Source organism: Novosphingobium rhizosphaerae (genome assembly GCF_050920675.1).
In the GTDB taxonomy this organism is placed as follows: Bacteria; Pseudomonadota; Alphaproteobacteria; order Sphingomonadales; family Sphingomonadaceae; genus Novosphingobium; species Novosphingobium rhizosphaerae.
Genome location: NZ_CP137861.1, coordinates 3,769,532 through 3,792,651 on the forward strand (window position 1 = coordinate 3,769,532; position 23,120 = coordinate 3,792,651).

The 23,120-nt window shown below is 65.2% G+C and carries 17 protein-coding genes; 9 read left to right on the forward strand and 8 right to left on the reverse strand.

Annotation, left to right across the window (positions count from 1 at the left end):
• Positions 1-108: 108 nt before the first annotated feature.
• Entirely contained in the window at positions 109-1,218 is a 1,110-nt protein-coding gene (locus R9J51_RS17055) for a hypothetical protein (RefSeq protein WP_218847387.1), read from the forward strand.
• A gap of 52 nt (positions 1,219-1,270) precedes the next feature.
• Positions 1,271-1,906: a hypothetical protein gene (locus R9J51_RS17060; protein WP_218847386.1), complete on the forward strand. Its 636-nt coding sequence runs from the start codon at positions 1,271-1,273 to the stop codon at positions 1,904-1,906.
• Between the two features lie 55 nt (positions 1,907-1,961).
• Here R9J51_RS17060 and R9J51_RS17065 read toward each other — a convergent pair whose 3' ends face one another.
• Together R9J51_RS17065 and hemF are read right to left on the reverse strand one after the other, a co-directional pair.
• Positions 1,962-2,591, reverse strand: a complete 630-nt coding sequence (locus R9J51_RS17065; protein ID WP_179505207.1) for a GNAT family N-acetyltransferase — start codon at positions 2,589-2,591, stop codon at positions 1,962-1,964.
• Positions 2,592-2,595: 4 nt separating this feature from the next.
• Positions 2,596-3,459, reverse strand: a complete 864-nt coding sequence (gene hemF, locus R9J51_RS17070; protein WP_179505208.1) for an oxygen-dependent coproporphyrinogen oxidase — start codon at positions 3,457-3,459, stop codon at positions 2,596-2,598.
• Between the two features lie 58 nt (positions 3,460-3,517).
• On the opposite strand from hemF, the gene pdeM reads away from it, so the two are divergent.
• The 4 genes from pdeM to R9J51_RS17090 all read left to right on the forward strand — a co-directional run bounded on the left by pdeM (position 3,518) and on the right by R9J51_RS17090 (position 8,355).
• The gene (pdeM, locus tag R9J51_RS17075; RefSeq protein WP_169476353.1) at positions 3,518-4,210 is read left to right on the forward strand and encodes a ligase-associated DNA damage response endonuclease PdeM; all 693 of its coding nucleotides are present in this window, start codon (positions 3,518-3,520) and stop codon (positions 4,208-4,210) included.
• A gap of 143 nt (positions 4,211-4,353) precedes the next feature.
• A complete protein-coding gene (infC, locus tag R9J51_RS17080) occupies positions 4,354-4,878 on the forward strand; it encodes a translation initiation factor IF-3 (RefSeq protein ID WP_168557660.1) in 525 nt (174 codons plus the stop codon).
• A gap of 242 nt (positions 4,879-5,120) precedes the next feature.
• Positions 5,121-6,617, forward strand: a complete 1,497-nt coding sequence (locus R9J51_RS17085; protein WP_179505209.1) for a hypothetical protein — start codon at positions 5,121-5,123, stop codon at positions 6,615-6,617.
• Between the two features lie 163 nt (positions 6,618-6,780).
• Positions 6,781-8,355 (forward strand): hypothetical protein, encoded by a 1,575-nt coding sequence (locus R9J51_RS17090; RefSeq protein ID WP_179505210.1) that lies wholly within the window; start codon positions 6,781-6,783, stop codon positions 8,353-8,355.
• Between the two features lie 48 nt (positions 8,356-8,403).
• Here R9J51_RS17090 and R9J51_RS17095 read toward each other — a convergent pair whose 3' ends face one another.
• Positions 8,404-9,030, reverse strand: a complete 627-nt coding sequence (locus tag R9J51_RS17095; protein ID WP_218847385.1) for a YceI family protein — start codon at positions 9,028-9,030, stop codon at positions 8,404-8,406.
• Between the two features lie 162 nt (positions 9,031-9,192).
• Positions 9,193-12,618 (reverse strand): acyl-[ACP]--phospholipid O-acyltransferase, encoded by a 3,426-nt coding sequence (locus R9J51_RS17100; protein WP_432787609.1) that lies wholly within the window; start codon positions 12,616-12,618, stop codon positions 9,193-9,195.
• A gap of 179 nt (positions 12,619-12,797) precedes the next feature.
• On the opposite strand from R9J51_RS17100, the gene R9J51_RS17105 reads away from it, so the two are divergent.
• The 3 genes from R9J51_RS17105 (at position 12,798) to R9J51_RS17115 (ending at position 16,494) form a co-directional block, all read left to right on the forward strand.
• Positions 12,798-13,385, forward strand: a complete 588-nt coding sequence (locus tag R9J51_RS17105; protein ID WP_169476357.1) for a TetR/AcrR family transcriptional regulator — start codon at positions 12,798-12,800, stop codon at positions 13,383-13,385.
• Between the two features lie 63 nt (positions 13,386-13,448).
• Entirely contained in the window at positions 13,449-14,564 is a 1,116-nt protein-coding gene (locus R9J51_RS17110; RefSeq protein ID WP_168557655.1) for a potassium channel family protein, read from the forward strand.
• A gap of 115 nt (positions 14,565-14,679) precedes the next feature.
• The gene (locus R9J51_RS17115; RefSeq protein WP_218843503.1) at positions 14,680-16,494 is read left to right on the forward strand and encodes an FUSC family protein; all 1,815 of its coding nucleotides are present in this window, start codon (positions 14,680-14,682) and stop codon (positions 16,492-16,494) included.
• Between the two features lie 6 nt (positions 16,495-16,500).
• Here the strand turns inward: R9J51_RS17115 and sthA are convergent, their stop codons facing one another.
• From sthA to hemN, 4 genes are all read right to left on the reverse strand, one after another.
• The gene (gene sthA / locus R9J51_RS17120; RefSeq protein WP_169476360.1) at positions 16,501-17,892 is read right to left on the reverse strand and encodes a Si-specific NAD(P)(+) transhydrogenase; all 1,392 of its coding nucleotides are present in this window, start codon (positions 17,890-17,892) and stop codon (positions 16,501-16,503) included.
• Positions 17,893-18,158: 266 nt separating this feature from the next.
• Positions 18,159-20,945 carry a phosphoenolpyruvate carboxylase gene (locus tag R9J51_RS17125; RefSeq protein WP_179505214.1) on the reverse strand — a complete coding sequence of 929 codons (2,787 nt, stop codon included), beginning with the start codon at positions 20,943-20,945 and terminating at the stop codon, positions 18,159-18,161.
• A 72-nt stretch (positions 20,946-21,017) separates the two neighbouring features.
• Positions 21,018-21,635 carry a bifunctional 4-hydroxy-2-oxoglutarate aldolase/2-dehydro-3-deoxy-phosphogluconate aldolase gene (eda, locus tag R9J51_RS17130; RefSeq protein ID WP_168557652.1) on the reverse strand — a complete coding sequence of 206 codons (618 nt, stop codon included), beginning with the start codon at positions 21,633-21,635 and terminating at the stop codon, positions 21,018-21,020.
• 110 nt (positions 21,636-21,745) lie between these two features.
• Positions 21,746-23,101: an oxygen-independent coproporphyrinogen III oxidase gene (gene hemN / locus R9J51_RS17135; protein WP_169476525.1), complete on the reverse strand. Its 1,356-nt coding sequence runs from the start codon at positions 23,099-23,101 to the stop codon at positions 21,746-21,748.
• Positions 23,102-23,120: the final 19 nt, after the last annotated feature.

The window sequence follows — 23,120 nt, forward strand, 5'->3', positions numbered from 1 at the left end:
AAAACCTGCGCTTGATTACCACCTTCTCCTAGCCACCCAAAGAAGTGATTTGCGAGCCATCGCTAACGCCCTATCGCTTTCCATGAATGACTAGGATATCATCAGCCAATGCGGAAATTGTGGAACCCTTTCAGCAAGCGCGAGATCGTAGACAACCGGACAGCTAGCGGAGGCGCTTGGCGACCAACGGGCCACATCGGCAACCGGCGTCATACATGCTTTTGGGAGCCTATCTATAATCCGGGATTTGAGCTTGAGCCAGCAGCCTGGGATTGGGATTTAAAAAGGGATTCCGGACCGGTTAATCGTCTTATTTATGGACCTACATTACAAAAATGCGCAGTTGCCGGCAATACCTTTACTATTCAAGATATGACCTTCAGAAATTGCGACTTTCAAGGTTCATTTCATCATGAAGCAATTTTAATATTTGATAATTGCAATTTTTTGCTGTGTGATTTTGCTTATTCAAAATGGCAATATGCTCATTTCAAAAATTGCACCTTTCTCCAGTGCTCACTTTCGCTTTCCATTTTTTCAAGTTGCGAATTCGGGGGGTGCACTTGGCGTGAAATCGGCATGGCCAGCAAAACGGATCTAAAGCGAACGGTTATCAGCAATCCAAAGCCCCTCATTCAGAGTATGGTGAGCAGGTCAAATCCGAGCACCCCCAACCCAAGGCATGCCCTCAACCAATGGTACCGCCTACAGGGTACTCGCGCGCACGTTTTGCGCAACATTATGCTCAGCCATCAGTCAGCAGGTGACGAGCATAATTTTTACGAAACCGTAAAACTTCATGAACTTCAACGCGCAAAAGCTCGAATTTCAAAAGATATTTTCGATATAATTTTCGGAAGCTTTAAATTAAAACTGATTTCTTCATTGCGATTTTTTCTACATTTTGTTGATTATTATATTCTCCGAATTTTTGGCTTTATAAATAATTGGGGAGGATCCGCAAGCCAGCCGCTAATTTTCCTTTTTTGCTGCTTCTTTTTATTTGGCTTCTTATACAAATACATAAATCTTGACTCAATAGTAAACCATCCATTTCAAAAAAGCTTCGATATAACGTTTTTGGTTGGCTATACAGATCAGACAAAAGATATTTCAGATAAATTGAGATTATTTCAAGATTTCCATGTAATCTGCTCAGTATCAATATATTCCATTTTCTTTGCCACCATTGTTTCAAAACTTTCAAGATCTCGTTGACATGGCAAACTCTCTATTATTATATGGTAGTCGTGCACGGGGCGATGCTCACATGGGGTCTGATACCGACCTTATTTTGGCCATAGACAATTGCATTTTTGGACCACCTGTGGCGCACAAGGGTGTCAGCCTTCACCGATATCCAAAGTCTTGGCTTGTCGAGCAGGCGAAAGATGGTAATCTTTTTGTCCGTCACATTGCATTTGAAGGAGTTGGGCTTGACGATCCAGATCGATTTCTAACCCACCTCCGCGCGAGCTTTCATGCAAAGCCATCATATATTGAGGATATGAATGTTGCTTTGTTGATCATGAAAATGCTTATTGAGCGCGATTGGGCTGATAACTGTGAAGCACGCCGTCGATTTTTCTGGGCTGTAAGGACAGTTTTCATTTGCCAGTCAGCTGATCTTGGACGTCCCACATTTTCATCATCGGCCTTAGAAACGTTGAGTGGCATTGCTGGATTGGCGAAAATAATAGAAGATAGATCTCAGCGTGCCTTTTCTGATTGTCGCTCACTTGGAAATCAAATTCTTAAGAAATTTCCCTTTATGGAGAGCATCCATCTACAGGGTAGCGATTTGCGGGCGAACCTAGAAAGTTTGGGGGGAGTTGCGCGAGACTCTGTTCGCGTTGTGGAAGAACGGGAGGCCTCGGAAGAAGGCGGGCTTCGCTTGTATCTTTGAATTCCGGGGACAGGGGAAATTCCCGAGACAGCAAATTTAATTCCCAGCCCTTCCCTCACCCCAAAACCGGCACCTGCGGCGCTTCATCCCCCAGCAGGCCCAGCCCGCGCGGGTCGGGAAAGACTTCCACGAAGCGCGCATAGGGCACAAACCCCTGCCCCATGTAGAACGGCAGCGCGCTCGGCCCGTCGAGCGTGCAGGTGTGCACCCATACGCGGCCCACGCCTTCGTGGCTCCACGCCTTTTGCAGGGCGCGGCGCATCAGCCATTTGCCGAAGCCTTTGCCGGTAGCGCCGGGGGTCAGGCCGAAGAAGGCGATTTCCGCTTCGCCGGCCTTGCGGAAATCGAGTTCCAGCATGCCCACTTCCACCCCGGCGCGGTCGGCCACGGCGTAAAGCTCCACCTGGGGATCGTGGATGATCGCGGCGAGCGCGGCGTCCTCGAGCGCCAGGCGCGACCACCACAGCCACTTGGCGCCCACGCGGCGGTAGAGTAGCCGATACTTGGCCGGATCGGCCGCTTTCCAGCGCACCAGTTGCAGCGGCACGTCGGCTTCGGGCACCAGGCGCTTGAGGCTGGCGGGTGGTTCGCGCATGTCCAGCGCGGTCACCACGGCGGCCAGGTCGCCCGGCGCCAGCGCGTGAAAGCCCTGCCCCAGCGGCGCGGCAACGTCGGCTATCGCCATGGCGTCAGCTCCACACCGCGCGCGGCGGCAGGCTCATCAGGATGGCATCGATATTGCCGCCGGTCTTGAGGCCGAACAGCGTGCCCCGGTCATAGACCAGGTTGAATTCGGCATAGCGGCCGCGCCATTCCAGCATCTGCTGCTCGTCCTGCGCGGTAAACGCCTGGCCCATGCGCCGCCGCACCAGGCGGGGATAGACATCGAGGAACGCCTCGCCCACGTCGCGCGTCAGGGCAAAGTTCGCCTCGAACGCGGCGTCGCTATCGCATTCCAGGTGATCGTAGAAAATGCCGCCCACGCCGCGATGCACCTTGCGGTGGGGGATGAAGAAATAGTCGTCGGCCCAGGCCTTGAACCGGGGGTAATAGGCCGGATCGTGCGCATCGCAGGCCGCCTGGAAGCGGGCGTGGAAATCGGCGGTGTCTTCGTCATAGGGCAAGGGCGGGTTGAGATCGCCGCCGCCGCCAAACCAGGCCTTGCGCGTGGTGAGGAAGCGCGTGTTCATGTGCACGGCCGGCACATGGGGATTGGCCATGTGTGCCACCAGGCTGATGCCGGTGGCGGTGAACGTGGGGTTTTCCGGGTCCGCGCCGTTGATGGTGCGGGCAAATTCCGGGCTGAACGCGCCGTGCACGGTGGAGACGTTGACGCCCACTTTCTCGAACACCTGGCCTTTCATCAGGCCCTGCACGCCGCCGCCGCCGTTTTCCACCGGCTCGCCCTCGTGCTCGCGGTTCCACGGGCGATAGGTAAAGCGCGCGTCACTGCCCGCCTCCCGCTCGATCGCCTCGAATTCCGCGCAGATCCGGTCGCGCAGGCTTTCGAACCAGGCGCGGGCGCGGGCGGTGTGGGTGGTCCAGTCGGTCATGCCATCTCCTTGGGTACCAGCGCTTGCCAAATCGGCGGGGCTGCGGCAAGGGAAAGCCATGGTTCCCCTTTCGTTCGCCCCCTTCCCCTTTGCCGGCCAGGAATGGCTGCTCGGCCCGGCGCGCGCGCTGGTGTGGCCGGCGCAGCAGGCGCTGCTGGTGGCCGACCTCCACCTGGAAAAGGCCAGCTGGTTTGCGCGAACCGGCCAGATGCTGCCCCCCTATGACAGCCGCGAAACGCTGGACCGGCTGTCTGCGCTGATCAGCCACACCGGCGCGCGGCGTGTGTTCTGCCTGGGGGACAATTTCCACGATGCCCATGGCCCTGCCCGGCTGGAGCCGCGCGCGGCAGAGCGGCTGGCGGCACTGGCCGCGCGGGTAGACTGGGTGTGGATCACCGGCAACCATGACGAAAAGGATGGGGCGGCATCAGGGACAATGCTGGCCGAACTGGAAGTGGACGGGATCGTGCTGCGCCACGAAGCGCAGGCCAGCGAAACCCGGCCCGAGCTTTCCGGCCACTTCCACCCCTGCCTGCGCCTGGCCACGCGCGGCCGCCGGGTCAGCCGCCCCTGCGCGGTGATGAGCGAACGCAAGCTGATCCTGCCGGCATTCGGCGCGCTGACCGGCGGCCTCGATGCTGCGCATCCCGCGCTGCTCAAGGCAATGCAACCGGCGCGCAGCATCACGGCACTGGTGCCCACGGCCGCACGTGTGGCCCAATTCCCACTGTGGCAGGCCGCTGCGGCTTGAAAGACACCGATTGCAGGCCCACATTCGCCCGAAGGCCCTTTATCTACCGCGCTGTTGTGATATGAGCGCGCCTTGAGTCCTTTCCATGACTCGCACCCGGATCAACTTCAGGAGATAGCACTATAGCTCCCCCGCCCCGGCGCATGTTGGCGCCCCCCGTCAAGAGCGGCCCTCGCTACAACCAGATGATCAACGTGCCCAAGGTGCGCGTGATCGACGAAAACGGCGAGAATCTTGGCGTGATGTACACGCGTGAAGCGATCGATCAGGCAGCCGAAGTCGGCTTGGACCTGGTCGAAGTCTCGCCCAACGCCGATCCGCCGGTGTGCAAGTTCCTCGACGTGGGCAAGTTCCGCTACGAGGCGCAGAAAAAGGCCAACGCCGCCCGCAAGAGCCAGAAGACGCAGGAGATCAAGGAGATCAAGATGCGTCCGAACATCGATGATCACGACTATGACGTGAAGATGCGCAATGTGCATCGCTTCATCGAGGATGGGGACAAGGTGAAGGTCACCCTGCGCTTCCGCGGCCGCGAGCTTTCGCACCAGCAGCTGGGCATGAACCTGCTCAAGCGCGTGCAGGAAGATGTCGCTGAAATCGCCAAGATCGAGGCGTTCCCCCGCATGGAAGGCCGCCAGATGCTGATGGTGCTCGCCCCCAAGGGCTGAACCCATCGGCCCCGGTCGAGCCGGAAAAGCCCAAACCAAAAAAGGCGCGCCCTTGCCGGGTGCGCCTTTTTTGTGGCGTGTGTGAGAAGCGGTTTTGCAAGGCGGCAAACCGTTGGACAAAATACGCAATTATCCTTATACATTTCCGCAATAAAACGCTTGCCAGACAAAGCAACGCATCGGGTCGCACCGCATGCCGCCGCCAGGCGGTTCAAGGTTTCATCTTCGGACCAGGTGCCCCTTTGACCCAATCTCCTCGCTTTCCCGCCTTGCTGATGGCCGCCACCATGCTGGCCACGCCCGCGCTTGGCACCCCGGCCTTTGCCAGCCCGGCGGCGGCAGACAATGCTGCCAAGGCGCCCGACGACCCGCAAAAAGCGCTGGAAGCGCGCATTGCGCGGATCGAAGCGCAGATGGCGCAGATGCAGGACGACCTGGCCGCAGCACGCCAGGAACTGGCCGCCGCGCGCGCCACACCCCAAGGCGGCCCCGCACCTGCTGTTGTAGCGCCAGCGCCAACGGCCTTGGCTGCCGCCTCGGCACCCACAGCGGAACGGGCACCTGGTGCAATCACTCCCGATCGCCCGGCACCGCCGCGCGATGAGGGCCAGCCGGCGATACGCCTGGGCGGCACGATCAAGATGGTGGCGTCGATCGCACGGGTGGAATCCACCAGCCTGGCCAACAATGCGCTGGGGCGCGACATCTATGTGCCCACCATGATCCCATCGCCAACCGGCAGCGGCCGGCGGTTTACCAATACCAGCCTGCGCCAGACCGAGCTGCACCTGTCCACCCACCACATCGTGGCCGGCCACACCATCGACGGCTATGTCGAGGTGGATTTCCAACCACTGCCGGGGCCCGATGCCGATCTGACGGTGCCCAACCGCGAAACGCCCTATCTGCGCCGCGCGTTCGTGAAAGTCGATCGCTGGACGGTGGGCCAGGACTGGACCACGTTCCAGTTCACCGGGGCACTGCCGGAATCGACCGACTATATCGGCGCCACCGAAGGACTGGTTTTCGTGCGCCAGCCCCTGGTGCGCTATTCCCAGCCGCTGGGCGATGGCCTGGCGCTGCATGTTGCGCTGGAAAAGCCGGAAAGCCATGTGGCGGAAACCAGCAGCAACGGCTGGGCAGATAACCATCGCTCGCAAAAGCCGGATCTGGCCGCGCGGCTGGGCTGGAGCGGGCGCCAAGGCGAACTCTCGCTGGCCGGGCTGGCCCGCGAGATCCACGGTGAAGCCGGCAACTTCCGCCGGCTGGGCGTTGGCGGGAGCCTGGGTGGCAAGATCTGGCTGGATGAAGACCAGGGCGCGGACTTGCGGTTCATGATCACCTATGGCCGCAACATCGGGCGCTATGTCGGCCTGGGCTCGACCGATCTAGGCCAGGAATATCAAATGGTGGGCAACGGCGTGCGCGCCAGGGGCTATGGCAATATCGACACCGCGGCCGTCATGGCGGCGCTGCACGTGCCGCTGGGGTCGACGCTCCGCGCCAACCTGATCGGCGCCTGGCAGAACAACCATTACGAGATGCTGCCCGGCATGAACCAGGTCTATGCCAACGGCAATACCCACACGGTGTGGAGCACCGCGTTCAACCTGTTCTGGTCGCCGCTTCCCGCCATCGACATCGGCTATGAATATCGCCACGCCCGCAAGACCTTCATAACCGCGGCGCCGGCCGGCACGCTCGACAAGCTGGAACTGGCCGGCAAGTACCACTTCTGACGCGCGAAAAGGGGCCGGGCGGCGCGGCGTTTCATCTGTTTGCGGATCATCACCGGCATCGGCGCGTTATGGGCCGATGAATGCGCGAGCCAACGTGGGTTCAGGCTGCTGCGAGCATCGTGGCAGACAACACCGCGCGATCGGCGCAACAGGATGAAACGCCATGTCGAAATGCCAGACAACGCTCAACATCGCCCTGGCCAGTGCCATGGCGCTAGCTCTGACCGCCTGCAACAAGGCTGACACGCCCGAAGCGAGCCCTTCGGCCCAGGCCAGCGGCGCGCTGCCGGCATTGCCGGCGGCGGTGCCGCTGCAACCGGGCGCCGCCACCGCAATGGCCCCCGCGCCGGCGGCCCAGGCCCTGCCGGTGCAGCAGCGCGTGCGCGTGGCGCAGGTGCAAAACCGCAGCGATGCCTATGCCTATCTCGATCGCGCCCAGGGCGTGACCCAGGCGATCGGCGATGCGCCGCCGGATTACACCTATGACGATGGCGGCGTCAGCCCATGGGTCTGGCAGACCAGCCAGGGCGATCGCCGCTATGCCGAACCGATCGATGGCGGCTATCGCTATTACTATTACCAACCGGGCGCCGATACGCCCTACCTCGTGCGCGACCCACAATACAGCTACGCCTATTCGGGGCCGCAACTGGTGGCTGTATATGACCAGCGCGGCGGCCTGTTGCCGTCCGATGTCTATGAACGCCGCGCCGATTATGCCTCGCGCTATTATGATCGCGCCAATTATCTCTATCGCCTTTCGCGCGAGCGCGAGCATCGCGGGGTGATTGCCGCGAACTGGGCCGCGCGCCGCGCCGAAATCGCGGCTTCGCGCGCGCAATGGGCGCAAGACATGGCCGAGCAGGACCAGTGGCGCGCCTATCACCAGGCGCACGAGGCGCAGGAGCGCGCGCACTGGCAGGAAGAAAGCCAGCGCCGCGCGGCCGAGGCACAGCGTTTCGACCAATGGCAGCGCGTGGGCTTCCGCTCTGCGCCGCCGCAGCCGGTCAACTATGCACCGCCGCAGCGCGAGCCGCGCTCGTCCAGTTGGATGCCTAGCTGGCTTGGTGGCGACCGCCAGGCGCAGCAGGATGCCCAGCGCCGCCAAGACCTGCAGCGCCAACAACAGCAGCAACAGCAACAGCAACAGCAACAGCAGCGCGACCAGGCCCGGCGCCAGCAGGACCAGCAGGCGGCAATCCAGCGCACGCAGCGGCAAATCGCCGCGCAGCAAGCCCAGCAGAATGCGCGGCAACAGAAGATCGCCCAGGAACAGGCCCGCCTGTCGCAGCAACAGGCCAGGCTCCAGGCGGCACGCCAGCAGACCATGCAGCGCCAGGCAGAACAGCAGCGCAAGGCGGCCATGCAGCAGCAGGCCCGCGCTGCGGCGCAGGCCAAGGCCCTGGCCCACGCCAACGCCGTACAGGCGGCCCGTACCCAGGCCCAGCAACGCGCGGCGCAACAGCGCGCAGCACAGCAGCAAAAGCAAGCGCAGCAGCGCCAGATGCAGCAAGACCGCGCGCGCCAGCAGGCGATCCAGCGCCAGGCCGCCCAGGCGCAGCGCCAAGCCGCCCAGGCAAAGCGCGAAGCCGCGGCCGCACGCCAGCAGGCGCAGCAAGCGCAGCATCAGGCGCAGGCGGCAGCCAAGCGCCAGGAAGCCCAGGCCCGCGCCGCGGCGCAGCGCGCCGCCCACGCGCAGCGCCCGCATCCCGAGGGTGGGGAGCGGCATCCGGGCTGAGGCGGCAGGGCGGGCAGCGTCTCTTCCCGCGCCCGCCCGCGCCAAGGCTTAGCCGCCGCGCATGAGCGATACGGCGATGCTGATCCTGACGTCATCGCCCACGAACGGCGCATACTTGGTCATGCCGAATTCGGAACGATGGACCACGCCGGTCGCGTTGACTGCTAGGGCCCCGCCATCCGCCTGGTTGCCTTCGGCAAACGTGGCCTCCAGCAGCAACGGCCGCGTGACGCCATGCATCGTCACTTCCCCCTCGATCCGCGCGGTGCGCGGGCCGGTGGCGATCAACTTGCGCCCCTGGAAACGGATGGTGGGAAAGCGCGCCACGTCGAACAGGCCCGGCCCCTTGAGTTCATCGTCGAATTCGCCGTCCTGCGTGGCGATGGCCGTGGCCGGCATCACCACGTCGAGCGCAAGGGCATCGAGGTTTGCCGGATCGATAGTGATCGTGCCCGTCGCCCCAGGCACAGTGCCCTCGATGTGGTTGACGCCCAGATAGCGCACGCGGAAACGCGCCATGGTCTGCGCGGGATTGACGGTGTAGCGCCCGGCCGGAAGACCCTGGAGCATGGCGGGCACGGCCGGCGCCTGGGCCAGGGCCGGCGCATTCGCGGCCACCGGCAAAGTGGCAGCGGCAAGCGAGCCAGCGAACAAAGTTTTCCAACGGCGTGACATGGCAGACGCACTCCCGGCCGGTGACCGTCTGGCGGCACAATAATCGGCCCATGGCTGGTGCCAAGTGTATCATGACTGCCCGATGTATGACGGCAGGCGCGGTGGCCCCAGCCAAGCGCAAGATGCCCCCTCTCGCCCAGCGCGAGAGAGGGCATTCTCGCTTCAGGCTTCGGCCGGTTCCTCGCTCGGCGCCGATTGCGCAGCCATGTCGCCCAGCGTGACATAGTCCACCTTGCCCGTGCCCAGCACCGGCAGTTCGCCCAATACGCGGATTTCGCGCGGGATCGACAGCTCCGCCGCACCCGCCTGGCGGCCCCATTGCTGCAGCGCGCGCAGGGTGGCGTCGGCCTGGGTGGTGAACAGCACGAGTTGCTCGCCCTTCTTGGCGTCGGGCCGCGTCACGACAGCGTGGGCGCCCTGCGGCCACAGGCCGCCGGCCAACGCTTCCACCGCTGGCAGCGAGACCATTTCGCCGCCGATCTTGGCAAAGCGCTTGGCCCGGCCGCGAATGGTGACGAAGCCGGCGGCGTCGATCGTGACGATATCGCCGGTGTCGTGCCAACCATCGGCGGGCGGTTGCAGCACGGCCGGCTCCCCTGGCAGGAAATACCCGGCCATCACGTTCGGTCCGCGCACATAAAGCCGCGCCCCTTCGACAATGCCGGGCACGGGTTCCAGCCGCGCCTCGATGCCGGGCAGCAGGCGGCCCACGGTGCCGGCGGCAAAGTGCATCGGCGTATTGACCGCGATCACCGGCGCGCATTCGGTGGCGCCATAGCCTTCCAGGATGCGCAGGCCGAACTTGTCGGCCCAAGTGCGGCGTGTCTCGTCCTTCACCTTTTCCGCCCCGGCAAAAACATAGCGCAAGGCATAGAAATCATAGCCATGGGCCATGCGGGCATAGCCCGAAAGGAACGTGTCGGTGCCGAACAGGATCGTGGCATTGGCATCATAGGCGAGCGCGGGCACGATGCGGTAGTGCAAGGGGCTGGGATACATGACCACGCGAATGCCGTTGAGCAGCGGCAACAGGGTGCCCCCGGTCAGCCCGAACGAGTGGAACACCGGCAACGCGTTCAAGACCACATCGGCGCTGTTGAAATCGATCCGCGCCGAAAGCTGCGCGCAATTGGCCAAGAGATTGCCGTGCGAGAGGACGACACCCTTGGGCAGGCCTTCCGATCCACTGGTGAACAGGATCACCGCCGGGGCATCGGCCGCGATCCGTCGCCGGGCATGGGCGCGCGCCAGGCTGCCCACGCGCAGCAGGGCCCACAATTTTTCCCCGGTGCCGATGGTGGCGCCAATGTCTTCCAGATAGCGCACCGCGATGCCATCGCTTTCCAGCGCGGCGATCACGCTGCCCAGCTTTGCCTGTTCCACGAACGCACGCGCCGTCACCACCGTGCGCACCGCCGCCGTGGCGCAGGCCGAACGCATGGCCGCCGCGCCCACGGTGAAATTCAGCATGGCCGGCACCCGGCCGATGGCCTGCAGGGCAAAGAACGCCGCCATGGCCCCGTTCACGTTGGGCATCAGCAGGCCTACCGCCTCGCCCACGTGCGTGCCCTGCTCCAGCCGCTTGCCCAGAAGGCCGGCAGCCACCAGCAGCCTGTCATAGCTGAGCGGCACGCGCTTCACGTCTTCGAGCACGCGGGTCTTGCCGCCATGCAGGTTGCGCGCATCGGTGAGTGCGGCAAACAGCGTGCGCTGCGTGTCCGACGTGGCAAAGATCATGCCGCTCATCTCGTCATAGAGCTTGCGGCCGGCCTCTGCCCGGCGGGCGCGCGCGGTCATTTCGCCTTCGATGGCAAAGCGGCGCGGTGGCAGCACGGTGAGCGAAACCTTGGGGAACCAGCGCAGTTTCACTTTGCCCTTGAGATAGGAAAAGGGCGAGAACTGCGGGCCATCGAGGCGCACCGGGATGATCGGCGCATCGGCCTTGTCCGCCACCATGCCCGGTCCGTCGAACACTTTCATGAGCGCGCCGGTGACGGTGATGCGGCCTTCGGGGAAGATCACCAGGCAGGCGCCGCCGCGCACGGTGCGCACCATCGCCTTGGCCGCCATGGGATTGGTGGGATCGACCGGGAAAGCCTTGAACAGCTTGAGGAACGGCTTGATCCACCACGATTTGGCAATGGCGGTGTGCACGGCAAAGGTCGGCTTGCCCGGCAGGAACGCACCCAACAGCACGCCATCGAGGAACGAGAGGTGGTTGACCACCACCACCGCGCCCTGCCCTTCGCGCGGCATGTTTTCCAGGCCATGCACCTCCACGCGATAGAGCACGCGGAGCGTCAGGCGGATCACGTCCTTGAACAGGGTTTCGGGCAGCAGCCATACGCTGGCCAGCGCCACGGCCAGCGTGGCAAAGCCCAGCACGCCGATCAGATCGGGCACGTCCAGCCCCAGCGCGAGCAGGCCGGTAACGGCCAGCACCACCGCCACGGTGAGCGCGGCATTGACCACGTTGTTGGCGGCGATCAGGCGAGAGCACTGATCCACCGGGCTTTTCACCTGGATGATCGCATAGAGCGGCACGATGAACATGCCGCCCGAAAAGGCGATCACGCCCAAGTCGAACAGGATGTGCCACGCCCCATCGGTGGCGAGAAACTGCGGGATGGAGGCACCGGCCACGCCCACGGCAAAGCCGCTGGTGGCGATCCACAGGTCGATCAGGCCCGCCGCCAGCCCCAGCGCGGAGAGCGGCACCCAGCGTGCCGAAACTTCACCCTTGAGCAGCAGGTTGACGCAGACCGACCCGGCCGCGATCGCCAGCGAGAACACGATCAGGAACAGCGTCGCCACATCCTGCGTGGCGGCCAGTGTGCCGCTGACCAGCGGGGCGAATTCGGAAACCAGCACGGCCCCGGCGGCAAAGAACCAGCTGGTGCCCAGGATCGCGCCCCACACCGGGCGGATGGCGCGGGCATCGTCCAAAATGGCCATGGTGCCGCGCCACAGGTTCCAGTCGAGCTTTTCGCTTGGCCCGGCCGGGGGTGCCGCCGGCACCATAAGGCTGGCAAGGAAACCGACCAGCGCGAGCGCGGTCAGCGCCAGGCCCGCCAGGTGCGACGGGACCACGCCGGCCAGCAATTGCCCGCCCAGGATCGCCAGGAACGTGCCGCCCTCGATCAGGCCGGTGCCTCCCATGATTTCGTCCGCGCCCAAGTGCTGGGGCAGGATCGAATACTTGACCGGGCCAAACAGCGTGGAATGCAGCCCCATGCAGAACAGCGCGGCGAGCAGCAGCGGCACGGAAAGCAACCAGAAGCCGGCCATGGCCAGCGCCATGATCGCCAGTTCCGCGCCCTTGATCCAGCGCACCAGCCGCGCCTTGTCCATGCCATCGGCCAATTGCCCGGCCAGCGCGGAAAACAGGAAATAGGGCAGGATGAACAGGCCCGTGGCCACCGCCGCCAACATCTTGGCCTTTTCCGGCGCGGCGGCATAGAGGCCGAAGTTGGCAAGGAACAGCAGCGCGAATTTCAGCAGGTTATCGTTGAACGCGCCCAGGAACTGCACCAGGAAAATCGGCCCGAAGCGGCGTTTTCCCAGCAATGCAAGATCAGATTTTGCCACGCGATTTGCCCCCAATTGCGCTGCCCGACCCCGCTCATGAGGCCGAGAGCCTTAAGGATTGCCGAATGTTGCACACCCGGCCTTGCGACTCAGCGGCCGCATCGCCGATGTCGCACGGAAATATACACCGTTCAATTAAAAAATTAGACGGCGTTCATTTTCTGCGCTAGAGCCGCGCCATGGGCCGCCGATCAGACCACACCCGTGAGGAATTGCACGCCATGATCGTGCGCGAAGGGCATCGCCAGTTGTCGGAGGTGGGCTTTGCCCGCTTTTCCGCGCGCGAAGTGGCCAAGCAGATCGGCTATTCGATCGGCACGATCTACAACGTGATGGGCAGCCTCGATGCGCTGATGCTGGCGATCAACGGCCACACGCTCGATCTGTGGCGCGCCGCGCTGGAACAACGGCTTGAAGGGCAAAGCGAGAACCGCCTGGCCCAGGCGATTGCCGCCTATTTCGATTTCGCCGCACAGCACCGCAATGCCTGGACCGCGCTCTACGATTTCCGCCTGCCGGAAAATGAAACCCCGCCGGCCGATTACACCGCGCGCGTCACCGCGATCACCGATGTGGTGGTGCGCGAAGTGGCCGCCGCCCTGCCCACCGGCCGCCGCGACCAGGCACAGGCGCTGGCGCGCTCGCTGCTGGCCACGGTGCACGGGCACTGTTTCTTTGCCATGAACGGCACGTTCCGCCTGCTGGGTGAAACCGATCCGCTGGCCGCCGCCCTCGCCCGCGTGGAAGACGCCGTAAACGCGGCATAGGCATCATGCCGGCGCTGGACAGCGCCGGCAGCGCCCGTCACAGTCGCCCCTGGACGGGGACCCATGGCCGAGCAGAGACCGGGAAGCGAATCAGCCTTTTCGCAAGGCGCCAACAGCGTGCTGGGTTCGCCCTTGCGCCTGCTGGCGGGCACGCTGCTCTATGTCGTGGCGCTGTTTGCGGTGTCCACCATGGGCTATGTCCGCGCCGGGTGGCCGCTGGGCGATGCGGCCTACATGGTGCTGCTCACCATCTTCTCGGTCGGCTATGGCGAAGTGCGGCCGATCGACGGCACGTTCCTGCGGCTGTGGACGACCATGACCATCGTGCTGGGCTGCACCGGCATGATCGTGCTGACCGGCGCGCTCGTCCAGGTGTTCACGCTGTTCCAGTTTCGCCGCCTGTTGGGACTTGATCGCATGCAAACCGAAATCGAACGCCTGACCGGGCACACCATCATCTGTGGCTATGGCCGCATCGGCGTGCAACTGGCCAAGGCCCTGGCCGACGCGGGCCATCCGTTCCTGGTGCTGGAACGCTCTCCGGCCAAGGCGGAGGAGGCCCGCGCCCACGGCTTCCTCACCCTGGTGGGCGAGGCGACTCACGAGGAGACGCTGAAAGAGGCAGGCATCACCCGTGCACGCGTGCTGGCCACGGTGCTGCCCGATGACGCCGCCAACGTGTTCATCACGCTTTCGGCGCGCAACCTCAATCCCCAGGTGGAGATCATCGCGCGCGGCGAGGCACCCACCACCGAAAGCAAGCTGTTCCACGCCGGGGCCGACAAGGTCGTGCTGCCCACCCATATCGGCGCCGAGCGCATCACCGAACTGATCCTCTATCCCGCCACCGGCGCGGCTGTGGGCGAAAGCAGCCCGATGGGCGAAGTGAAGCGCAAGCTGCACGATTTCGGGCTCGACCTGGAAGTCGTCACCTGCCCAGCCAAGGGCGCGCTGACCGGCGCCAGCGTGGGCGAGGCAGAGCGGCGCGGCAATGGCGCGTTCTTCATCGTGCAGATCGACCGCGCCAATGGCCAGCAGATCCAGCATCCTGGCGAAGACGTGCGGATCGAAGCGGAAGACCGCATCCTGCTGGTGGTGCGCGGCAGCCGCCTTTCGGCCGGCGCCGTGTTCACCGCCCCGGCCCGCCCGATCAAGCACGGCCGCACGCTGGTTCGGTGAGGTCCGCGCAACTGCACAGGGCAAAAATGCAATTGCCGCCCGGCACGCGCGGCGGCACGAGCCGGCGCCAGCCATGCACGCCTTGCCCGCCGCCAGCCCTTCTCTTGCGCTCCCTGTGAAGCGGCGCCCAGACAGCATCGTGCGCTGGGCGGCGCGCCGGCTCGAACTGCGCTCGTTCGGCCTGGTGCCGGAGCATTTCGACAAGGCCGAAGGGCTGCGCGCTGCCCTTGCCGTGGGTGCGCCGCTGGCGCTCGCCCTGGCCAGCGACATCACCGTGCTGGGCTGGGCGGTGTTTGCCGCTTTCTGGACCTGCCTGTGCGATGCCCCGGCGCCCGATGCCGTGCGGCGCCGCATCCTGGCGCTGTTCATGGGCGTGGGCACGGTGATCGCGTTTGCCGGCAGCGCACTGGCTGCCTTGTGGCCGATGGCGGGCATGGCGATCGGCCCGATCGCCGTGTTTGCGGCTGTCCTGGCCAGCGCGCGGATTGCCTATGGCGGGTTGCTGGGCACGCTTTTGGGGGTGGTGGCCGTGGTCGCCGTGGGCTTCCCGCAGCCGGTGTCTCTCGCCGCCGCGCAGGCCGCTGCGTTCATGGGCGGCGCGGCCTGGGCCTATCTGCTGATCACCCTGCTCTGGCCGATCGATGCCGCGCGGCCGCTGGTGCGCGCCAGCGATGCGGTGATCGTGCGCCTGCTCGACATGGCCGAAAGCCTGGTTGCCCAGGGCGATGGGCCGCACCGCGATGGATCTTGGCACAGTGAGCACGCTGAACACCGCCGCACGGTGCGCCTTGCCATCGAGCGCCTGCGCAGCCTGCTCGATCGCTATGCCGGGCAGGCCGGCATGCTGGAAGCGCATCACGCCACCTTGGCCACGGCCGAAACCCTGTTCGGCGCGCTGATTGCGCTGGACCAGGGCTTTATCGAACGGGTGGGCCCGGCGCACGAGCGGCTGGCGGTGGCGCGCGCCTGCCGCACCGCTCTGCTGGCCTGGATGATCGATCGTGCGAATGCGCACTGCCCCGACCAGCCGTCCGCCCTGCCCTGGGCCGTCACCCGGCTGCGGCGGCTGGTCCCCACTCTGCACGAAGACCTGTGCGCCGGTTGCGCATTGGCCCTGGCGCAAGCGCTTGCCGCCCCCCTGCCCAATCCTTGCGCCAATCCGGCGCGCGATGCGTTGCGCGGGCCGTTGCGCCTGCGGCCGCTGTCGCGCAGCGCGGTGCAGCAGGCCCTGCGACAGACGGCGGGCCTGGTGGCGGTCTATGCCGCCGCGCTCGCGTTTGACCTGGGCTATCCGTATTGGGCGGCAATGGCGGTTGTCGTGGTGCTGCAAGGCGGCGTGCGGATTACCTGGGCACGCTGTCTTGAGCGGATCCTGGGCAGCGTGCTGGGCGGCGTGCTGGCGTTCGGGCTGCTGCTGGCCGGCGATGCCACCATCACCCTGGCCGTGCTGGCCACGGCGCTGGCCGGCGCGGCGATTGCCCTGCGCGCGGTCAACTACACCGTCTTCGTCGTGTTCCTGACCATGCTGTTCGTGATCGTCACGGCCATGCTCCATCCCGGCGAGGGCATCGTGGCCGCGCGCATGGTGGACAACGTGATCGGCAGCCTGGCCGCGCTGCTCGCCGTGCTGGCGCTGTGGCCCGATTTCGGGGCATCGCTGCAGGGGCGCATTGCCGAAGGCATCGCCGCCAACCGCGCCTATTTCGAAGCGGTGGAGGCCGCCCTGCCCTTTGCCGAAATCGAGGCGGTGCGCCGAGCGGCGGGCCTTGCCAGCATCGAGGCAGAAACCGCGCTCCACGATCTTGGCGGCTTGATCAACCGCACCAACGGCGCAGTGGCCCATGCCGCCGGGCTGGGCACCCTGCGCACCCTGGCGGGCAGTGCGGCGATGGCCTGGCACCGCCGCCTGGGCCAGGGCGCGCGTGGCTGAACCGCGCTATTTCGGCATGCGGTTCCACGCGTCGAGCGCGGCGATCTTGTAGGCTTCGGCCAGGGTCGGGAAATTGAACGTGTTCTCGATGAAATAGTCGAGCGTGCCCTTCAGGTTGAGCACCGCCTGGCCGATATGGATCAGCTCGGTCGCCCCCTCGCCCAGGATGTGCACGCCCAGCAGGCGCCGGGTTTTCAGCGAAAACAGCATCTTCATCATGCCAGAATGCAAGCCCATGATGTGCCCGCGGGAAGTTTCGCGAAAGCGGGCAATGCCCACTTCGTAGGCGATGCCCCGGCTTTTCAGTTCCTGCTCGTTCAGCCCCACGGTGGAGATTTCCGGCACGGCATAGATGCCATAGGGAAAGTATTGCGGCGCGGGCGGCAGCGGCAGGCCAAAGGCGTGGCAGGCGGCAATCCTCCCCTGCTCCATCGAGGTGGAGGCGAGGCTGGGAAAACCGATCACGTCACCGGCGGCATAGATGTGCGGAACGGCGGTCTGGAAGGTCTTGGGGTCCACCGTGATGCGGCCCCGGCTGTCGGTGGCAAGGCCACAATGTTCCAGCCCCAGGTCGGCCGTCGCGCCGCTGCGCCCGGCAGCATGCAGCAGCATTTCGGTGCGCACCGTGCGCCCGTCGGCCAGCGTCGTCGTCACCCAGCCATCGGGCCCGCGCTCCACTTTCTCCACCCCCACGCCCAGGCGGATCGACATGCCCCGGTCGCGCAAGTCGTGGATGAATTCGTCGATGATCTCGCGATCCACGAAATCGAGGATCGTTTCGCGCGGTTCGATCACGGTAACCGGCACATCGAGCGCGGAAAAGATCGTGGCATATTCGATGCCGATCACCCCCGCACCGATCACGCAAAGGCTGCGCGGCACGCGCGGCACTTCCACCATGGCGTCGCTGTCCACCACGCTTACCCCGTCGAACGGCACGTTGTCCGGGTGATGCGGGACGGTGCCCACGCAGATCAGGATGCGCTCGGCACTCACCACCACGTCGCTGCCATCGGTCCGGCGCACGCAGATCTCGTGGGGACCGACGAAACGCCCGGCACCGACCATGGTGCGGATCTTGTTGCGGTGGAACTGGTGCTCCAGCACCGTCACTTCGTGTTCCAGGGTCTTGGCCAGGCGGATATTCAGGTCTTCGCCGCCGATATCCTGCTTCACGCGATAGGAATGGCCATAGAACCCGCGCTCGCGCCAACCAGACAGATTGAGCGCGGTTTCACGCAGGGTCTTGGAGGGGATTGTGCCGGTGTGCACCGAAACCCCGCCCACCCGGCGGCGGCCTTCCACCACCAGCACGCTGCGCCCCAGCTTGGCCGCCTGCACCGCCGCGCGCCGCCCGGCCGGGCCGGACCCAATGACGATAAGATCGAACTTGTCCATGCCGCCCCCCTGAAAGCCGCGCCCCCCGGCGCGGTGCCATGCGGGGCCGCCAGCATCAGAGCGCCCCCGGCCTTTCAGAAGACTTCCTCTCCACCCTAGGACATCATCCTATCGTCTGGTGCGGGGCTGGCAATGGGGATTGGGTGGGGCGTGGGAATGCGTGGCGCAAGGGTTCACACCGCGCCCCGGCCCTTCCGCTAAAGAGCAGGGGAGAGTATCGCCATCCCCGTTCGTGCTGAGCCAGTCGAAGCCCCCGCCCGCAACCGTCAGCCGTGGGCGCCGAAGTAATTCGCCACGGCCACGGCCACACGCAGGTTCAAGGCATGGGCGCGCTCGATCGGGTCGATAAAGCGGGCGCGGATCGCGCCATAGTCTTCGCCTTCGTGATCGGGGAAATCGCTGGCTTCATCCACGCTGAAATCGCCCACGTGCGGCATGGCCACGGGATAGGCGCGGCGCAATTGCGCCAGGGCATCGTCAACCCGCAGCGACAGCACCATTTCCAGCACGTCGTCCCGGCTCACGTCGTTGGAGCGCGAGAACGGCGGCACCTGCACCGCGCGCAGGAACATGTGCATCAGCAGCGACAGGCGCACGGCCTGGAGCAGGCCGATATTGCGGCGTTCGGCATCGACCACCGGATCGCGGCCCGAAGGCAGGCCGGGCACCAGCGCCAGCAAGCGGTGCAGCTTCATCCAGTCCACCCGCAGGCGCGAAGTGAGGCGGCGGAAAACGCCCGAGCGATCGTCCTTGGTGAGGTATTCGGCCAGCGCCATGCAGGCCGATTCCAGCGCGGTTTCGGTGCCGCGATAAGGCCGGCTGGCCCAATAGGCCGAATTGAACAGTTCGCCATAGGCGGCCACCGTCTTGATCGAGGCCAGGCCATTGGCCGCGCGCAACAGGCGCACCAACTGGTTGCCACGTTCCGACTGGCCGAGCAGTTCGGCAATCGCCTCCATCTCGTCACCGGCGGCCGTGCCGGCCCCGGCGATCACGTTCACCGGATAGCCGATCTGTTGCAGGATGGCGTTGTGCGGGATCGCGCGGATCTGGCGCAAGCTCATCGAGCGGTCGGCCGAAATGTCGGACTGGCGGCGCGAGACGCGGCTGCCCGTGGCGGTCAGCATGCCGAGGCCAAACGCCGTAACGGCGCGGGCATACGTCGCGCTTTTCAGGTGATCGCGCTGCACGCGGCGAATGGCGCGATAGAAATCGAGGCTGAGATCGGTGCGCGCGTAGAACGGATCGCGTTCGGCGGGCGCGGTAAAGGCCACTTCCGCCTCGGCAATGCGCGAGAGCGTGGCCAGCGCCAGTTCGTCGTTGCGGAAGAACAGATAGCCATCGCCGCCCTGGAAGCTGGCTTCGGCCTCCAGCGCGATGCCGGCCTTGGCGAAGCGGCGGCGTGCCCAGCGGCTCAATGGCCAGGTCAGGCGATCGGCAAAACCGGCCGGGTGCGCACCGCGGCCCATCGATTCCCCGTGCGTGTCGAACACCAGCGCGGCCACGTCGGCCAGGCCATTGTTGGTCATCGCCTCGGCCAGGCGGCCCTGCAGGCGCTCGATGGCAAGGGCGGCGGGCAATTGGCCGATGAAACGGCCGGCATCGGAAAAGCCGGTCTGGATCGAGACCCGCCCGCGCTTGCGCACATAGTCGCGATAAGCTTCCTCGGCCAGCAAGGCTTCCAGGAAGCGGCCACCGTGTTCCAGCGCGGTTTCGGTTTCGAACAAGGGCGAAACGTCCACCTTGTCCTCGATGCCGAACAACTTGGCGAAATAGAGCGCGGCCAGCACGGTCTGCGGCTGTTCGCATTCGGCGATCAGCATGCGGATCGGCGCATCGGCATCGATGTGGTGTAGGATCTGCGCCATGGCCAGGAACTGGCGGATCGCGGTGCTGGTCTCGATCGCCAGCGCGGCAAAGTTGACGCGCAGCGGCTTCACTTCGGCAAGCAGTTCGCGCAGCCGCGAAATCGCGCTCTTGCTGGCAATGTCGAGCGTGCCCTCCGGGTCGATCCGGCGGCGCAAGGCGTTGTGAAGCTGCGAGGAATTGACGCGGAAATGGATCCAGCCCATGCCCAGGCCATCGGCGCGCATGGCGCCCGCCAGCGTGGCAAGGCCCACCGCCACGTCGCCATCTTCGGCAGCGGCGGCATCGGCTTCGAGCGTGGCGATGATCGGCGCCAGGGTCAGCAGCTTGGCCGGATCGTCGGCGGTCATGCGGTTGGCGGCGGCGGCAAGCCCCTCGGGCGTGTCCAGCGGGCGTGAAAACAGCTCCGCCATTTCCGAGGCATGGGCTTGCGCCGCTTCGAGCGTGGCGAGCAGCGCGTGATCGGGCGCCAGGCTGGCAAGGCCACTGGCGTAGGTGCGCAGGCGCCGCGCCTTTTCGCGCAGGCGAAACGCGATGGAGGTGTGCCAGCCGATGTCGGTGCGGCCATCCATGTCATAGCCGACCCAGGTGGCAAAGCGGAACGGCAGCGGGCGGAAATCGAGCCAGCGGCCCGGCCAGCGCTGGCGGGCGTGGGCCAGCAGCGTGGCATTGATGCGATCGCGCGCATGGCCGGCACGCTCGATCGCGTTGCACACCTCAAGGTGTTCGAATTCCAGCGTGATCTTGGGGCCATTCGCCGGCAGGGTGCACACCGTGGAGGCCAGCGGATCTTCGGCCAGGGCGGCGGTGGCAACGGCATCGGCCTGCGCGGGATTGAGCAAGAACGTGGGGTGCGCGGTGAACACCGCGTGCAGCAGCGGCTTTTCCCAGCGGGCGCGGAACTGGCTGAAGCCGTCCTCCTCGTCCAGCAGGGCAGACACGCGCGCCAGGTTCTCGTCCGGGTCGGTCGGCGCGATCAGGCGCGCCAAGCGCCCCGCGCGGTTTTGCAGCGCCTCGCATTCCAGCTCGGCGACCAGGCCTTCCATGTCATCGAGCGAAAGAGCGCCGGTTTCCAGCTCGCGCGAGAGATCGTGGCTCAGCTGGAAAACGGGATTGAACAGCGGCGTTTCGGCGGTGCGCTCGTGCAGCTTACGCAAACGGTCCCTGAGCTTTGCGACGGTCTTCATCTGCCGTTTCCCCCCTGCTGGCTTACGTATCGAGCGAACCTTGCCTTGGCCTGCCACCCGCGTGCTGGCCCCTCAGCCCTTGGAAAGGGCCGAGGCTTCGCGCGCGAGGCGTTCGATCTCTGCCTCGTCGGGCACGCCCTTGGGCACGACCCAGCTGCCACCCACGCACAACACGCGGTCGAATGCCAGCCATTCCGGCGCGCTGGCCGGGGTGATCCCGCCGGTGGGGCAGAACCGCGCCTGATAGAACGGCGCGGCCAGCGCCTTGAGCGCGGGCAACCCGCCCGAAGTGGAGGCGGGGAAGAACTTGAAGTGGGTGAGCCCCAGATCGAGCCCGCGCATGATATCGGCCGCGCTGGCGGTGCCGGGCAGGAACGGAATACCCGAATCAACGGCGGCCTGGCCCAGGCGATCGGTCAGGCCGGGCGAAACGATGAATTCGGCGCCGGCGTCGATCGCGGCTTTCAATTCACCCGGATTGGTCACCGTGCCGGCACCCACGATGGCGCCTTCGACGCTCTTCATCGCAGTGATCGCTTCCAGGGCGGCAGGCGTGCGCAGCGTCACTTCCAGAACACGCAGGCCACCGGCCACCAGGGCGCGCGCCACAGGCAGGGCATGGGCCACATCATCGATCACCAGCACCGGAATGACAGGCGCCGTGCGCATGATGGCTTCGATCGGCTTCATGAACTCTCCCCGCATTTGGCAGGAGAAAAGCCTAGCCTTTCAGCGCGCGGTTGTGCACCCGCTAACAGGACCGGTGCATAGCTATTTCCTCAAACCGTGGGAAATCCGCATCAAACGGCCGAACTGAACTGGTGCCCGCCGCCGCGATAGGCATCGAACAGCACCGCGATCGAGCGGTGATAGGGCGCGCTGTGCGGCGCCAGCACCAGCCGCTGCCCTTCGATTCGGGCCAGGCCGCGCGCAACGAACGGGGCCAGTCCCTCGCGCGCATCCTCCAGCAGGTCATCGGGCAGGTCCACCGCTTCCTGGCAAAGCAGCGTTTCGATCAGGGCGGCGCGGCGGCAGTCATCGGCACTTTGCACCAGGCCGCGCGTACCGGCCATCTGCCCGCCTTCCACCCTCTGGCGATAGCGCCCCGCGTTCTTCTCGTTCTGCACGAGCAAGCCAGGGAACATGCCCACCGACGACGCGCCCAGCCCGATCAGCGCACCGGCGGTATCATCGGTAAAGCCCTGGAAATTGCGCCGCAGCGTGCCGTTGTGGCGCGCCTTGGCCAGGTCATCGCCGGGCAAGGCAAAGTGATCGAAGCCGATCGCCTCATAGCCCGCCCCGCGCAGCCGCGCCGATCCTTGCGCCGCCATGGCAAAGCGGGTGCGCTGCCCCGGCAGCGCGCCCACGTCGATCCGCCGTTGGCGCGGCACCACGTGGGGCACATGGGCATAGCCGAACAGCGCCACGCGATCGGGCGCCATGGCCATCGCGGTGTCCAGCGTCTGGTCCAGCACCGCCTCGTCCTGATGGGGCAAGCCATACATCAGGTCGAAGTTGATCGAATCCACGCCCGCCCGGCGCAAACCCTCCATCGCACGGGCGATATCATCCTGCGGCTGCACCCGGCCGATGGCGGCCTGCACGCGCGGATCGAATGTCTGCACGCCCAGGCTGGCCTTGATCACGCCGATGCCGGCAATCGCGGTGAACCACTGCGGCACCAGGCTGCGCGGATCGAGTTCCAGCGAGATCACCGGCCGCGCCAGGCGGAAATTGAGCGTGAGCGTATCGATCAGCCGCACGAAATCGGTGGGCGAAATGGCATTGGGGCTGCCCCCGCCAAACGCGATGCGGGTGATCCGCGCCTGCGGCCCGATGACCTGGGCCACCAGTTCAATCTCCCGATGCAAGGCCGCGAGATAGCCGGCCAGGCGCTGGCTGCGGTTGGCCGCCCCGGTGTTGCAGCCGCAATACCAGCAGATCTCCTGGCAATAGGGGATATGCAGATAGAGCGAGACCGGGCCTTTCAACGCGGCCAGCGCATCGCGCTGAGCATCGGCCAGATCGGCATCGGCAAATTCCGCCGCCGTGGGATAGCTGGTATAGCGCGGCACCGGCCGCGCCAGCAGTTCGGGATACCACGTCCAATCGGCAAAGCGTTCGCCCGATCCGGGCGGGGGCGCCGCCGTGATCATCGTGGCGGCGGTGTTCAGT